Genomic DNA, 16,162 nt, shown 5'->3' with positions numbered 1-16,162 from the left:
ACAGTCTCCTCTCCCCTCGGGGAGAGGTCGGCCGAGCGAAGCGGAGGCTGGGTGAGGGTCACTCAGCCATAGATCCATAAAAGGAGCAATATATGGCCGCCGTCACCGACAGTCTGTTGAAAACCTACGCGGACTCCGACGCGCTCGGCCTCGCCGCCTTGGTGCGTGGCGGCCAGGTTTCGCCGGCGGAACTGGTCGAGGCGGCGATCACGCTGGTCGAGCGGCTCAACCCGGCGCTCAACGCGGTCATCCACCGTCTCTACGACATGGCGCGCGCGCAGGGCGCGACGGTCGACAGATCGGCGCCCTTTGCCGGCGTACCATTCCTGCTCAAGGAACTGGCCTCGTCCTGGACTGGGGCGCCCAACACCAATTCGTCTTTCTACCTGAAAGATGTCGTCGCCGATTTCGACACCGAAGTCGTGCGCCGCATGAAGGCGGCGGGCCTTGTGCTGGTCGGCAAGTCTAACGCGCCCGAAAACGGCTGGTCGATCACCACGGAGCCAAAACTCTACGGCACGACGAAAAACCCCTGGAAGGACGGCATCACACCCGGTGGATCGAGCGGCGGCGCGGCCGCGGCCATCGCCTCGCGCATGGTGCCGATCGCGGAGGCCAGCGATGGCGCCGGCTCGATCCGTATCCCCGCCTCCTGTTGCGGCATTGTCGGCCTGAAGCCCTCGCGCGGCCGCGTCAGCCTGGCGCCCTTCGGCGATTATTGGTATGGGGGCGCCTATTTTCTCTGCTGCTCGCGCACGGTGCGCGATACCGCGGCCTATCTCGACGCGGTGGCCGGCGCGCTGCCGGGCGACCCCTACACGCCGCCGGTTCCCGATAGTTCTTGGCTCAGCCTGTCGGCGCGGGCGCCGAAACGGCTGCGCATCGGCTTCACGGTCACGCCGCCCAATGGCACGGCCATCGATCCGGAGGTGAAGGCGGCGGTGCTGGCAACCGTGGCGACGCTGGAGCGGCTTGGCCATGATGTAGAGGAGCACGACATGCCGCTCGACGCCAATGGCGTGTGGGCGACCTACACCAACATGACCTGCGTGCAGACGGCGGCGACCTTCGATTATCTGGAAACGGTGATCGGTCGGCCGGCGACGTCAGGCGATGTCGAGGCGGTGACCTGGGCGATCATCGAGCGCGGCCGCGCCACCAGCGGCATCAGGCACATCTCCGATGTCGAGCAGCTCAGGCAGGTCGGCCGCGACATTGTCGGCGACCTCAATGGCTACGATCTTTTCGTCACGCCCACCTTGACGCAACTGCCGCGCCCATTCGGCTATTACGACATGTCGGAGACGGACATCGACCGCTACAACGCCAAATGGGCGGACGCCGTCTTTGCCTTCCCCTTCAACATTTCAGGCCAGCCGGCGATCTCGCTGCCGCTCGGCTGGTCGAAAGGCGGCGTGCCGATCGGCGTGCAGCTCATCGGCCGCTATGGCGACGAGGCGACGGTGCTGGCGGCGTCGGCGCAGCTGGAGGAGGCAATGCCGTGGAGGGATAGGCGGCCGCCGGTGAGCGCTTAGGGATGCGCCGATATTCAGGTGATGCCGGCCTGCAAGCGGTGATTTCCTGCGCTTCCGGTGCTCATGTACTTCAAGTACGCTCCGCTCCGGTTCTCGGAAACCACCGCTGTCGTCTCGGCCTGACCCGAATCTCGGCACATCCCGCCGCATGGCGCCAAACTTCACGCAGCGGTTCAGCAACGACTACCCAATCACCTCCAGCCGTCTCGGCAAGCGGTTCATGGCGACCGGTCCATCCGGCGTGATCAGAAACTGGTCCTCCAAGTTAAAGCTGGCGAGGCCGTCGATGTAGAGCGGGATCTCGAAGGCCAGCACCATGCCGGGCTTGATGACGACATCGCTGCCGGCCTCGATGAACGGCCATTGCTCGGAAAAAACCGACTGGCCGACGCCGTGGCCGAAATGACCGCGACGGTAGGAGCGCAGGCCTTGGCGCGCCAGGCTTTCGGTGGCGATGCGATGCACATGCCCAAGCGTGTTTCCAGGGACGAGCTCGGCCAGGCCGTCCTCGAAGGCGCGCTCGGCAATGGCGTGCAGTTCCGCCTGATCCGCCGAGGGTGCTCCAAAGGTGAAGTTGCGCGACATGTCGGAGGCGTAACCGCCAACGGTGCAGACCATGTCGCACTTCAGCGGATCGCCGGCCACGGCCCTGGCGTCGGCGCCCTTGGCCCGGGCGCCGAGCGTCACATATTCGGCGGTGACGACCGGATGCGACAGCCCGGCGGCGGCCGTGGCGACGCCTTGCCGGTAGAGCGCGATGAGGTCGGCCTGGCGCATGCCGGCCATGGCATTGACCTGCAAGCGCAACAGCCCGGCTTCCGAGAGAAAAATGCCTTGCTGCAAGAGATCGCCTTCGCGTTGCGACTTGATCGCCCGCAACCGGTCCAGCACGGCCGAGCCGTCGACCATGGTGCAATCCGGCAGCAGCGCCTGCATCGCCACAAAATCGGCGGCGGGAATGAAGTCGAGGTCGAAGCCGAGCGTGGCGCGCTCCAACCTGAATTCTTTCAGCAAGGCCTGCAACTGCCGCACCGAGCCGGCGAGGTCGAAGGTGGCGGGACGCGCGAAATCCGGCGCGCGGGCGAGCGAAGCGAGGCCGGCCTCGATGCGGCCGGCCAAAGGCAGGTCCTGGGCCCCCGGGTCGAGCGGCGCGGATTCGATCCAGATCGGATGCGAACGTACGACCGCTTCAGGCATGGCGCGCCGCGTCTGCTCCGCATTGAAATCGGCGACGACGACGCCGATCGGCAGGTCCTGTTGGGCCGGAATGACGACGAAGCCGGCGCCGGTGCGCCGGAACAGGCCGGCCGGGCCGCTCGACGCGCCGGTCGCATAGTGGAAAGCTTCGGGTGCCGAGAGCACCAGCGCCCCGATGCCGGCGCGCTGCATCAGCTCAGCGGCGCGCTGGCGGTCGACAAAGCCGGTCATGAAGCGTCTCCATATGCCTGAACCGGCAACGGAGCATTGTGGGCGCTGACAATCAAGCAGCCGGCAAGGGCTACTTGATCGATTCCAGCTTGGTGAGCGCGGCGGTGAAGCCGGCCAGCGACACCGGGATGGTAACCGGTTTGCGGGTCACCGACTCCATGCCGATGTTGAGATTGGTTCCGGCCTTCATCGCCTTGATCAGCTCTGGCGGCAGCGGGGTGGCGGCATAGGCGCCGTTCTGGTCGCTGGTCTGGATGGCGATGGTCGTCTTCTGCCCCTGGTCGATCTGATAACTCGCGCCGGACGGCAGGAACAGGCCATGCGGCAGCGCGAGCAACATGGCGAGGCTGCCATTGGCATTGTCGCGGCGCACCGTCACGGTGAGTACGCGCTGGCCGGTCTTGGCTTCGGTCAGGTTCTGCGACACCTGGCACTGAAGCTCGGTGCTCGCCGAGCCGCTGGAGCAGTTGACCGCCCAAGGATTTGCGTCGGCAGGCTTTGAGGGGGCCGGCTTTGACTGGGCCGATTGGGGCTCGGCCGGTTGGGGCTGGGCCGACTTGGCGTCCTCTGCAAGCGCGGAACCGGTGGCGGACAAGATCAACCACAAGGCGCCCAATCCAGCGGCCAGATCTTTTCTATTAGCTTTCGCTAATCTAGACGTCATGTCTTCCGCGCCCCTTGGGTTTCCAGCTCCGTACATGTATTCGAGCCGGCAAGAGCTTGATACTACACCGGGAACTGTTGTGAAAGGCGAGCTCGGGCGAGACAGTCGGCAAAATTACTGTGACCGTCATGCCACACATAAGAACTTTAGCAGGCAACAACTGAATTCCAGACAATAAGCGCTCGCTATACAATAGAATCTGCGTAAAAATTCCTACACGTGGGACGTGCAAGTCCCGGAAGGACTCGCCAGGGATGGGAACTACCGAGAAGTCTCGGCAAGTTGGTGGGATGGCGGCGCGTGGGGAGGGTTTCCACGTGCGCGCCGGCTATCGCCGTTCGAGCATTGCAAGGCATCTGTGGAAGACGACGGCGCTGACGTCGCTGGCGCTGGCGCTTTCGGGCGCGGCCGCCCATGGCGACGACGCCGGGCTCTGGCAGCCGCAGATACGCGCCATCGTTGGCGCCGACAACAATGGCGGCAACGCCGCGCTCGAGGGCTTCATCCCGATCAAGCAGACCGCCGAATCGGTGCTGTTCCTGGATGTCCGGGCCAAACACGATTTCAGGGATGCCTTCGGCCAGGATATCGGCCTCGGCATCCGCCGCATCGTCAACCCGGACCTGATGCTCGGAGGCTACGCCTATTTCAATGCCGAGAGCTACGGCGGTACCCAGTTCACCGGCGGCACGCTGGGCGTCGAGGCGATCACGCCGAATTTCGACGCGCATGTGAACGTCTTTATCCCGATCAAGGGCGACTCGACCGACCACTCGACCAGCTCGACCCTGTCGATGGTCTCCAACCAGCTGATCGAGCAGATCTCGGTGCTCGACCATCGCGATTACGCGGCCTGGGGCATCGAGGGCGAGGTCGGCGCCAAGGTGCCGATCAACCTGCCCGACAAGCATTCGCTGCGGCTGGACATTGGCGGCTACCATTTCGAGGATCCGCACGGCGATGACGGCAGCGTCACCGGCGCCAAGGCCGGCATCGAATATGAGATCGGCGATGTCTTCGGCACCGGAACGTCGCTGACCTTCACCGGCGAGGTGCGCAACGACAATCGCGACGACACCCAGTTCGCCGGCAGCGTGCGGCTGAACATCCCGTTCAATCCCGGCGGCGGCTCGGACAATACCGCGGCCATCGGGGCGGATCCGGTCTATCCGGTCAGCGAAGGCCTGCGCAAGCGCGTCAACGAGCGGGTGCGCGGCGATATCGGCGTCCGCATCCAGAGCCAGGAACTGACCGGCGGCTCGACCACCCGCGTCGCCATCAACGCCGCCACCAATGCGGCGTTCGGCAAATTCTACTTCGCAGATGGCGGCCTGGCCGGTGCGGGCACGTTGGCCGATCCGACGACGCTTGACGACGCCGTTACCAAGGCCGGCAGCGGCGGCTATGTGGTGGCGCTTGGCGGCAACGGCAATTTGACGACCAATGGCGTGACGTTGGCCACGGGCCAGACCGTCATCGGCGGTGGTGCGAGCGTCACGGCGAAGCTTCTCAACGGTGGCACCACCACCTTCAACCTCGGCGGCAGCGACGGCACCATTCAGGGCACCAACGTCGCCAACAACGTCATCACACTCGGCAATGGCAACACGCTGAACGGCATCACCATCACCGGCGGCGCCGACGGCATCTTCGGCAACAACGTCACCGGCACGACGTTGACCAAGGTCACGGTGACGGGTGCCGGCGGCAACGGCGCCGAGTTCACCGGCAATTCGACCAACGTCAAGGCGTCCGATTTCACGTCCACGAATAACGGTCTCGACGGCCTGCATATCGAGGACAACGGCACCTATAATTTCACCGGCACGACGTTGCTGTCGGGCAATCTCGACGACGGCCTCGATATCACCGGCCAGGGCACCTACACCTTCGCCACGGTCAATGCGCTGAACAATACCGACCGCGGCATCACCGTGCAGGGCACGTCGAGCGGCGGCAGCTTCACCACCACCGGCGGCAATATCTCCGGCAATGGCGGCATCGGCGTCTACATCGACCCGATCACCGCCCATGTGGTGCTGGATTCGATCTCCCAGGATGGCGGCACGTCGGGTGTCGTGCTCGACCATGTTTCGGGCAGCTTTACGGTCAACGGCGCCACGACGATCTCGAACACGACCGGACCGGCGATCGCCATTTCCGATTCGCCGGCAACGATCCGCTTCGGCGACATCAACATCACCAATCCCGGCGCCGACGGCATGTCGTTCAGCGGCGTCAACGCGGCGGTGGTGGCTGGCAACATCGTCGTCTCCGGGCTCGGTCTCGGCCACACCGGCCTCGACTTCTCGGGCAGCCAGACGACCTTCACGGCCCTGTCGGCCAACATCAGCGGATCAGGCGCCGGTTCGATCGGCATCGACCTCTCCGACACGACAGGCGGTGCCTCGATCATCATCACCAATGGTGGAACCATTTCGGGCGTCGACACCGGCGTGCGCCTGGGCGTTGCCGGCTCGCTGGCCCACTCGGCCAATGCCCAGTTCACCTTTGGCGGCGGCTCGATCGCCGGCGTCACCGCCTCGCTCGACGCGCGCGGGCTCAACCAGACACTCGGCCTCTATGCCTTCGGCTCCACGTCGTTCAGCGGGCCGCAGCTGTTCGACGTGCAGAACGTCATCTTCGTCGGCGCGGCGGCCTCGGGCGTCGGCGACGGTTCCTCGCTTGGCAACCTGGCGTCGGTCGGCACCGCCGACGGCATCACCGACGCCAATGCGATCTTCGTGCTGGTCAACGACGCCGGCAACACGCCGATCGACACCACGGGCGGCTTCTCGCTCAGCGATGACCAGACATTGGCGTCCTTCGGCAATGGCCGTTCCTTCTCACTCGGCGGCGTGCCGATCAATGTCACCGGCGACAACATCCAGCACGATGTCGTGGTTTCCGATCCGGGCACGGGCGCCGCGACGCTGACCAATCCCGGCGCCGGCGACGTCGTCACGCTGGGCAACGGCAACTCGTTGCTCGACTTCAACATTTCGGGCGGCAGCGGCGCGGCGATCAGTGGGGCGGGCATCGCTGGCCTGACGGTCCAGGGCGTGTCGGTCAGCAATGTCGCGCTCGGCCTCGTTCTCGATAGCGTGACCGGCGCCGTGACGGTCGACGATCTCGACATCCAGAATGTGAGCCAAACCGGCATCGCGCTTGCCGATTCGAGCGCAACCGTCAATTTCACCGGCAACACGACCATCGCCAACGCCACCAATGTCGGGTTGTTCGCCAACAATTTCGACGGCACCGCCACTTTCGACGACCTCGACATCACCGGCGGCGGCATAGGCGTTGGTGTCGTCGGTGGCTCGAGCGGAACCTTGACCTTCGGGGCTGGCAGTTCCATCGCCGGCACAGGCGGCAATGCCTTCTCCATCACCAGTTCCACGCCCAACGTCACCTACAACGGCACCATCAATCAGACCAGTGCGGCAAGCGCGGTCAAGATCAGCAACATGACCGGCGGCAGCGCGATCTTCGGCGGCAAGATCACCGCCAGCACGGGCGCGGCCAATGCCATCGACCTGACCGGCAACACCGGCGGCACGATCAATTTCACCGGCGGCCTCGACCTGACCACCGATGGCGGCTACGCCTTCAGCGCCGTCAATGGCGGCACGCTGACGGTGACCGGCTCCGGCAATACCGTCAACACCGGCGCTGGCGTGACGGAAAACGGCATTCATCTTGGCGGCGCCGGCGGTCTGACGATCGGCGCGGCGGGCGTGACGTTCGCCAGCGTCACCGTCGACGGTTCCGGCGGCTCGGTGCCAGCCGGCATCGTCATCGAGAACACCAGCGGCGGCAACGTCACCTTCGGCGGTGTCGACATCAGCCGCGCCAATGGCGACGCCATCCGTCTGACCAATGTCGCCAGCGGCATCTATTCTTTCAACGGAACAACGACGATCGCCACCGTCGGCGGACCGGGTCCCGGTTTCGTGGTGCAAAACAGCGCCGCGACGGTCAATGTCAGCAATCTCGTCACCACCAGCGTCTCCGGCGCCGATGTCAGCCTGACCAACAACACCGGCACGTTCGGCATTGGCGGCACCATCACCAATTCCGGCACCGGCGATGGCGTCGTGGTCTCCGGCGGCAGCGCGGCGATCACCGTCTCGGCCGCCATCTCCAGTTCGGCGACCGCGCCCGGCACCGCGGTCAAGGTCGACGGCATCACCGGCGGCTCGGTAACCTTCTCGGGCAACGTCACCTCGACCGGTACAGGCAACCTCTTCGCCATCGGCTCGACCACCGCGCCGACGGGCGGCGCGATCAGCTTCACCGGCTCGGCGCTGACCGCCAGCGGCGGTGGTGGCGCGGTCATCGCGGGCCTCGGCGCGGCCGCGACCTTCAACGCCACGGCGCCTTTGTCGATCACCAACGCGACCGGCAATGGCGTATCGGTCTCCAACGTCGCCGGCAGCGCCACTTTCGGCGCCGTCACCGTGACCACCGCCGGCGGCAACGGCATCGACATCTCTGGCAATTCCGGATCGGTGACCTTCGGCACGACCAATGTGACGCTGGGCTCGGTCGGCAGCACCGCCGGCATCAATTTCAGCGGCACCAACGCCGATGTCAGCTTCGGCACGACGACGGTGACGATGGGCGCGGGCGCCAACCAGACGGGCATTGACTTCAGCGGTTCATCGACGACGGCTGATTTCGGCGTGACCACGATCACCGGCAACGGTGATCTCACCTCGCGCGGCATCGACCTGTCGTCGACGACGGGCAACAAGACCATCGCGTTCCTGGGCGGCTCCAGCATCAGCAACGCCGGCGTCGGCGTCGAACTGGCATCGGATCACTCGACCGCGACTTCGGCCAACGCCAATTTCACCTTCGGCGACGGCACCTCCGCCAATGGGCTGCAATCCTCCATCACTGCGGCGGCGGGCGGCTACACAGTCAACACGGTCGGGCTCGATCCGGCGCTCGGCAATTATAATTTCAACGACGTGTTCTTCACCGGCAGTGCCAATCTTGCCTTGGCTGCCGGCGGTGTCATCATGGTCTCGCAGACGGGCGGCGTCATCAACGCCGGCACGGACGGGCTCAGCGCCAATGTGGCCACGGTCACGGCTGCCGAGGCCGATGCGATGACCGGCACGCTGAGCTTTGCCTTTGTCGGCACCGTCGATCTCAGCGGCACGCCGTTCACGCTCGATGCGGGGCAGTCGATCGTCGGCTTCGGCAACGGTTCCTCCATCGTGACGTCCGGCACTATCCAGCCGGTGAATGTCCAGGGCAATCTCGGCGCCACGGGCGCGACCGTCACCGGCAATGAGGGCGTTGTCATGAGCACGGGCAGCGATACGCTGCATCTGCTCGGCGGCAACCAGGTGAAGGACACCGCTTTCGATTTCAGCGGCGGCAGCGGCTCGGTCTTCACCATCGACTCGAGCGCGGCAACCTTCGACAACACTGGCGGCATCGTCATCAACGGCGTTACGGTCAGCAATGTCGCCGTCGGCCAGACAGCGTTCAAGGTCGACGGCGCTACCGGCACTATCGGCAATGTCTCAATCACCAACAACAACATCAACGTCGCCGGCACGCTGCTCGATGCCAATGGCGGCAACGGCGACATCACGGTCACGCGCGGTACCCTGCCCAACAGCGGGCCGGCCGGCACGCTGACCGGCGGCGGCATCACAACCGCCAACCGCACCGGCGGCACGGTCGATTTCACCGACCATGTGACGGTCGACGGCAATGGCGTGTCGCTGACCAACAACACCGGTGCCGCGATCACCTTCGCCGACGTGGACATCACCACCAACGGGTCGACGGCCTTCACCGCCACTGGCGGCGGCACGATCAAGGTCGACGCCGGAACGATCAATGCCACGAACGCGCAAGCGGCGGCGCTCGACGGCGTCACGGCCGACATTCATTTCACGTCGACGAGTGCCACGTTCGGCGCCGGCAACGGCATCGACCTGCAGAACGTCGGCGGCACGGCTGATTTCGGCACCGGTACGCTGACCAACACCGGTTCGGACACGTCCTTCAATGTCGGCTCGACCACCGCCGCCAGCGGCGGCACTGCAGCCATGTCCTACAGTGGCACGATTGCCACCAACGGCACGGGCGCCGCGGTCTCGATCCAGAGCATGACTGCCGGCTCGGTGACCCTGTCGGGCAATTTGACCGACAACAATGCGGCCGCTGGCGGCAACATTTTCGTTGCCGGCAACGATTCCACCACCATCACCTTCTCGGGCACGACCAAGCAAATCAGCTCGGGCGCGGCCGACGGTGTCAATCTCGGCCTCCCCGGCGGTTGGCCGCTGGGCACGCCGACTCCCAACACGAACTCGGCCATCAACTTCACCAATGGCGGCCTCGACATAACGACGACGACAGGCGCGGGCTTCATAGCCATTGGCGACCTCGGCTCCTCGGCCTTTACCGTCACCGGCAGCGGCAACAAGATCAATTCCGGTGGCGACGGTCTGCTGGTGAACGGCGCCGATGTCGGCGCCGGCGGTGTCACCTTCGACAGCATCTCGGCGGTATCCACAAGCGCCGACGGTGGCGGTGCTGGCGTGTTCCTGTCAGGCATGACCCTCGCGGGCGATGTCAACATCGGCGGGTTGAAGGATACCGGCTACATCGGCGCCTCGCTGTCCGGCCTGTTCGGCCCCGGCGTGGTCAATTTCACCGGCACGACCGATCTCGACACCAGCTACGAAGGGTTCGAGATCAGCGGCCAGGTCGGCACCATAAACATCGCCAATGTCGCCGGGTCCACCCTGACCATCGATGGCAGCCAGGTCGGCCTTGCGCTGGCCGTCCTGCAGACCGGGACCGTCAATGTCGGCGGCAATGGCGGCGTTGCCAGCATCGGGGCGACGACAAGCACCACCGGCTCGGCCATCAGCCTCTCCGGCGGCAACGACCTTATCAATGCGACACTGAACTACAACGGTTCGATCAAGGTCGATACGGGCTCGGTGCTGCAAGCCACCGGCGACTGGACCCATTTGACCATGAGCGGTTCGGTCGTTTCGACCACGGCATCGACGGCCTTCAATTTCTTCGGCCATGCCGAAGGCATATACGATATTTCCAGCACCATCGATCACAGCGGCGGCACAGGTGTTTCTATCGGCGGCTCGGCCAACGGCACGGTCACCTTCTCGGGCACGTCGAAGACATTCGACACCGGCGCCAACGATGCCATCTACAAGGCACCAGCGTACGTGCCGGATCCGCAGACCCAAGGCACGCTCAACTTCACCAATGGCGGCCTCGTCATCACCACCACCAGCGGCGCCGGCTTCATCGCCAGCACTTTCGGTCCGGGCACGGTCAGCGTCACCGGCGACGGCAACACCATCACCACCGGCACAGGCACCGCGCTGAAGCTGGGCGACGCGACAGCGATCGTGGCGGGGGCGACAGGCGCGACGGTTGGCGTGGATGGCATCAAGTTCGATTCGATCTCGGCCACTGGCGCGGCCACCGGCATTTCGCTCAACAATGTCAGCGGCGGCGCTCTCGATATCGGCGTGGTCAACCTGCAAGGCATCACCGGCGCCGGCGTCCAGATCTCCGGCACGCTCGGCTCGACGCTCGATTTCACCAGCCTCAATGTCGGGCTCGCTGCCGACAACGCGATCGGCCTCGATCTCAACGGCGCCGCGCTCGGCGCCAGCACCATCACGGCAGGCGATTTCGACGTCGATGGCGGCAGCTTCGCCGGCACGATCGGCATCGACATGGCCGGCACGACCGGCACCGGCACGATCCAGCTCGGCGACCTCGTCAACAACAATCCGGCAGGCCAGACCTCGAAGATCGAAAATGTCGGCTATGGCGTCCAGTTCTCCAGCACCACCAACGCCAAGCTGGTGTTCGGCGACGGCCAGGGTCCGGCCGAATCGACGATCGCCACCACTGGCGGTCAGGTCATTCACGCCACCGACAGTTTGCCGACCAATGGCGACTATAATTTCAACGACGTCATCTTCTCCGGCGACACGTCGAATCTTTCCAGCTCGATCTCCTACTACTATGTCGACAACACCGTTGACGGCACCGACGACGGCACGCGCGCCCATCCAGGCACGATCGCCGGCGCGCTTGCCTCGTCGGCACAGGTCATCGTGCTGGTCAACAATGGCGGCACCATAACAGGCGGCACCACGCTCACCCTGGCCGATGGCCAGGCCCTGGTCGGCTTCCGCGACGGCGGCACCGTCGATCTGGCAACGCTCGGCTTCACCGCCGGCGGCGCGCCGAGTGCCTTCCAATTCACCACCATCGCCGCCGGCGGCACGACGGTGACCGATCCCACCGGCAACGGCGCGGTGACGCTGACGACGATGGCTGCCGGGGCGACGGTAACGCTCACCGGCACCAACGGCATCAGCGGCGTGGTGATCGGCAATGGCGGCGGCGGCACCGGCATCATCGGCACCAACATAGCCGGCTTGACCTTGCTCAACAGCACGGTTCGCGGCGACATCGGCGTACCCGCCGTGTCCATCACGTCGAACACAGTGACCAATCTGGCACTGTCCAACCTGACCTTGAAATCCGGTACGGGCGCGGCGGCCCTGTCGATCGACGGTACGGGCGGCACGACCACGATCACCCGCTTCGACGGCCTGACCATCGAAGGTGGCGCCGGGTCGGGGTCCGGCATCGCCATCAACACCGCGACGTTCGACGCGACGCCCGGCGGCGCCATCAATCCGGTCAACGGCGGCAACTCGACCATCGGCACCGCCGCGGCCCGCGTCAATGGCAACGGCATTTCGTTGACCCAGGTGTCGGGCGAGCTCGACTATGGCACGCTGAACATCGCCAATGACAGCGGCACCGGCCTGCTCGTCGATACCAAGGGCCCGCCAGCCACCATCTTCACGCTCAACAGCAGCGGCGGTTCGGTCGACACCACCAACGGGACCGCCCTCAATCTCGACCCGCTGACGGTCGGCATGACGCTCGACAGCGTCACCGCCACGGGCGGCGCGAGCGGCATCATCTTCGACGGCGTGGCGGGCGCCTTCACCGTTACCGGCGCCACCAACATCTCCGGCACGTCGGGCGCCGGCATCAGCGCCATCAACACCAACGCCGGCACCTTCACCTTCAACACGGTGACGGTGGACAACACCAGCTCGACGGGCGGCGGCATCGGCTGGGCGTCAGGAACGCTCACGGTCACCGGCCTTGCCAATATCGACACGACGAGCGGCGCCGGCCTGTCGCAGACGGGTGGCGTCACCAACTTCAACAATGGCCTGACCATCGACACCGGGGCCGGCATCGGCATTGCCGGCGGCAACGCCACGATGAATATCCTGGCCACCGGCGCCAGCCAGACGGTGAATTCCACCCTCGGTCAGGCGATCGTCCTGGACTCCGTCAACGCCAACATCGCGCTCGACTCGACCTCGTCAGGCGGCGGCTCCAACAATGTCGCCCTGACCTTCGTCACCGGCGCCGTCAGCCTCGGCAGCGGCAAGCTGAGCGGCGCGTCAGCCGCATTTGTTATCGGCCACCCGATCTTGCCTGGTTCCGGCGGCACGGCGACCATCAGCTATGGCGGCACGATCACCGGCAGCGGTCCAGGCCGCGCCGTATCCATCTACAATCGCCCCGTCGTCGCGGGCGACATCACATTGTCCGGCAACATCAGTTATAACGGGAGCGGCGAAGGCATTGCCGTCGCCGGCAACCAGTCCGGCACCATCACCTTCTCGGGCGCATCGAAGTCGATCACCGCCACGGGCGGGAACACCGGTGTGACGCTGCTCAACAACACCGGCGCGACGATCTCCTTCACTGGCGGCGGCCTCGTCGTCAACGCTGCGAGCGGCACCGGCTTCACCGCCACCGGCGGTGGCACCATCAACATCGCGGGCAGCGGCAATTCGATCGGCACGACCCTCGGCCAGGCGATCAACCTGGACGGCGTCGCCGCCAACATCACGCTCGCTTCGACCTCGTCGGGCGGCGGCGCCAACAACGTCTCGCTGACCAATGTCACCGGCACGGTCGGCCTCGGCGGCACCGGCGCGCTCAGCGGCGCGACGGGCACCGCGTTCAACATCAGCGGCGGCACGGCCAGCGTCACCTATGGCGGCGGCATCACTCAGGCCAACAACGCGGCGCTGGTCGGCATCACGGGCCACACCACCGGGACGGTTACCTTCACCGGCACGCTGTCGGCGACCGGCGGCACCGGCCTGCAATTCGACAATGCCGACGGCACCTACAATTTCAACGGCACGACGACGCTCAACGGCGGCAATGCCAGCGTCGACATCCTCACCGGCTCGAGCGGTACATTCAGCTTCGGCACCGGGACATCAATCACCAGCCCGAGCGGCACCGCGTTCAATGTCAGCACCGGCAGCGCCAACGTCACCTATGCCGGTACGATCACGCAGGGCACGGCCGGCCAGCGCATGATCGTCGTCGCCGACACCACCGGCGGCGCGGTCAATTTCACCACAGCCGTGGCGAATGGCCTCAACGACACCGCCGGCACCGGCATCGTGATCGACGGCGCGGCGGGCAATGTCACGGTCAACAATGCCAGGCTGGTCGGCACGGCCGGCATCACGATCCTCGGCGACGCCACGAACAATGCCACTGGCACCTACACCTTCAACAATGTCGCCATCGATACCGTCGCCGGCGCGAGCAACCACGCCTTCGTCATCGATGGCGACCAGGGCACACCTGGCAATGATGACGTCAGCGCGATCGTCAATCTGAACAATGTCGACATCACCAATCCTGGCGGTAATGTCGCCAACATCCGCGGCATGGCTGGCGGCTCGGTCAATTTCGACAGCGCCAGCTCGATCACCCGCAACGATGGCGGGCTGGGCATTGCCATCCTCAGCAATGCCGGCGGCACGATCAACTTCGGCGGCACGACGAAGACGCTGTCGACCGGCGTCAACGCCGCCGTCATCATGACCAGCAACACCGGCGCGGCCATCAACTTCACCGGCGGCGGGCTGGCGATCACCACCACCAGCGGCCAGGGCTTCAATGCCACCGGCGGCGGCACGGTGACGGTGCAGGGTGCCGGCAATACGATTACCTCGACCACCGGCACGGCGCTCAACATCGCCAACACCACGATCGGCGGCAGCGGACTGACGTTCAGGAGCATATCGACAACCGGCGCGGCGAGCGGCATCATCCTCAACAACACCGGCGCCAGCGGCGGACTGACCGTAACCGGTACCGGCACGGCGGGCACTGGCGGCACGATCCAGACCTCGACAGGCGATGGCGTCAGCCTGACGGATACCCAGAACGTCAGCCTGAGCAACATGATCATCAGTGACAATGCCGGCAGCGGCATCCACGGCCTGCGGGTTAACGGCGTCGTGCTCAACGGCCTGACCTTGAACAGCAATGCCGATGCCAACACCGAATCCGGTATCCTGTTCAACGAACTTACCGGCGACGCCTCGCATGTCACCACCTTCACCAACCTGACGGTCTCCAACTCGTTCACCCACAACGTCCAGGTCATCAATTCCGGCGGCACGCTGGCAAACCTGGTGGTGAGCGGCGGCACGTTCTCGAACGACGGCGCCTCCCAGAACGCCGGCAGCGACTTCATCTTCGAATCGGATACCGCCGGGGTCGCCGGCACGCCGACGATGACGCTGACCGTGAACGGCGCGACCTTCACCGGCAACAACGCCTATCCCGGACCGGGCGTCATTCCCGGAACCGGTTTGTTCGTCATCGCCAATGACGGCACCGTCAACGCCCATATCGGCGAGACGACGGGCAACACCTTCAACAATCTGAACAACGGCATCAACCTCACCCAGAGCAGCAATGCCGGTGCCGGCACCGGCGGCAACCTCAACTTCACGGTCAAGAACAACACCGTCACCAACAGCGACTCGACGGCGATCAACGTGTTCAGCAGCGGCGATCTCGCCCGCACGTTGGATGGCATCATCCAGAACAACACTATCGGCATCCAAAACGTGGCAACCTCGGGATCGCGGGTCGGCTTCGGCATCCGGGTCGGGCACGAGAGCCTCGGCGTCGCCAAGGTGCTGATCGACGGCAACACGATCCAGAGCATCGGCGTCAACGGCGTCAGTGGCGGCGAGAACATCATTGTCACGCAGCTCGTACAGCCGGGCACCGTGAACGCGACGGTGACCAACAATATCATTCGCGATAATGCCGACAGCCGCGGCATCACATTCAACGCAGTGTTTGCCGGCGCCATCATCAACGCCGATGTGCATGCCAACACCATCACCAACGTCAACAACGCAAATGCCATGGGCTTCCTCCAGGATGGCATTGGTGCCAACGACGGCACGATAAACCTGCTGCAAGCGAGCGATGCCGCACTTGAGGCCGCCAATGGCGGGGCAACTGCCACGGAAAGTGCCGGCACTCTCTTCGGCCAGCCCGCTCCGCTGCTGCCCGCAGCCACGCCGTAATTCGCAACCCTGGGTTTGTCGCCAGAAATAAATTTTGCGACTATGATGTAGACTTGTTG

4 protein-coding genes are annotated in these 16,162 nt (G+C 65.1%); 2 read left to right on the top strand and 2 right to left on the bottom strand.

All coding sequences use genetic code 11. From position 1 onward, the window contains the following. The first annotated feature begins 92 nt into the window (after positions 1-92). Positions 93-1,535: an amidase gene (locus LB569_RS28935; protein WP_224695003.1), complete on the top strand. Its 1,443-nt coding sequence runs from the start codon at positions 93-95 to the stop codon at positions 1,533-1,535. 183 nt (positions 1,536-1,718) lie between these two features. Here the strand turns inward: LB569_RS28935 and LB569_RS28930 are convergent, their stop codons facing one another. Together LB569_RS28930 and LB569_RS28925 are read right to left on the bottom strand one after the other, a co-directional pair. Further along, positions 1,719-2,963, bottom strand: coding sequence for a M24 family metallopeptidase (locus LB569_RS28930; protein ID WP_224695002.1), 1,245 nt, complete (start codon positions 2,961-2,963; stop codon positions 1,719-1,721). 70 nt (positions 2,964-3,033) lie between these two features. Continuing rightward, positions 3,034-3,570 (bottom strand): invasion associated locus B family protein, encoded by a 537-nt coding sequence (locus LB569_RS28925; protein ID WP_224536940.1) that lies wholly within the window; start codon positions 3,568-3,570, stop codon positions 3,034-3,036. A 374-nt stretch (positions 3,571-3,944) separates the two neighbouring features. Here LB569_RS28925 and LB569_RS28920 point away from each other — a divergent pair, with 374 nt between their 5' ends. Continuing rightward, the gene (locus LB569_RS28920) at positions 3,945-16,103 is read left to right on the top strand and encodes a hypothetical protein (RefSeq protein WP_224695001.1); all 12,159 of its coding nucleotides are present in this window, start codon (positions 3,945-3,947) and stop codon (positions 16,101-16,103) included. Positions 16,104-16,162 lie beyond the last annotated feature (59 nt).

The organism is Mesorhizobium sp. BH1-1-4 (assembly GCF_020165665.1).
In the GTDB taxonomy this organism is placed as follows: domain Bacteria; phylum Pseudomonadota; class Alphaproteobacteria; order Rhizobiales; family Rhizobiaceae; genus Mesorhizobium.
The sequence above is the reverse complement of the archived record's forward strand: the minus strand, read 5'-3'. Positions and strand labels throughout refer to the sequence as shown.

What these genes read in the sequence shown, in the direction of transcription:
- LB569_RS28935 (WP_224695003.1), top strand. Translation starts at nt 93, where the DNA reads ATGGCCGCCGTCACCGACAGTCTGTTGAAAACCTACGCGGACTCCGAC.
- LB569_RS28930 (WP_224695002.1), bottom strand. Translation starts at nt 2,963, where the DNA reads ATGACCGGCTTTGTCGACCGCCAGCGCGCCGCTGAGCTGATGCAGCGC.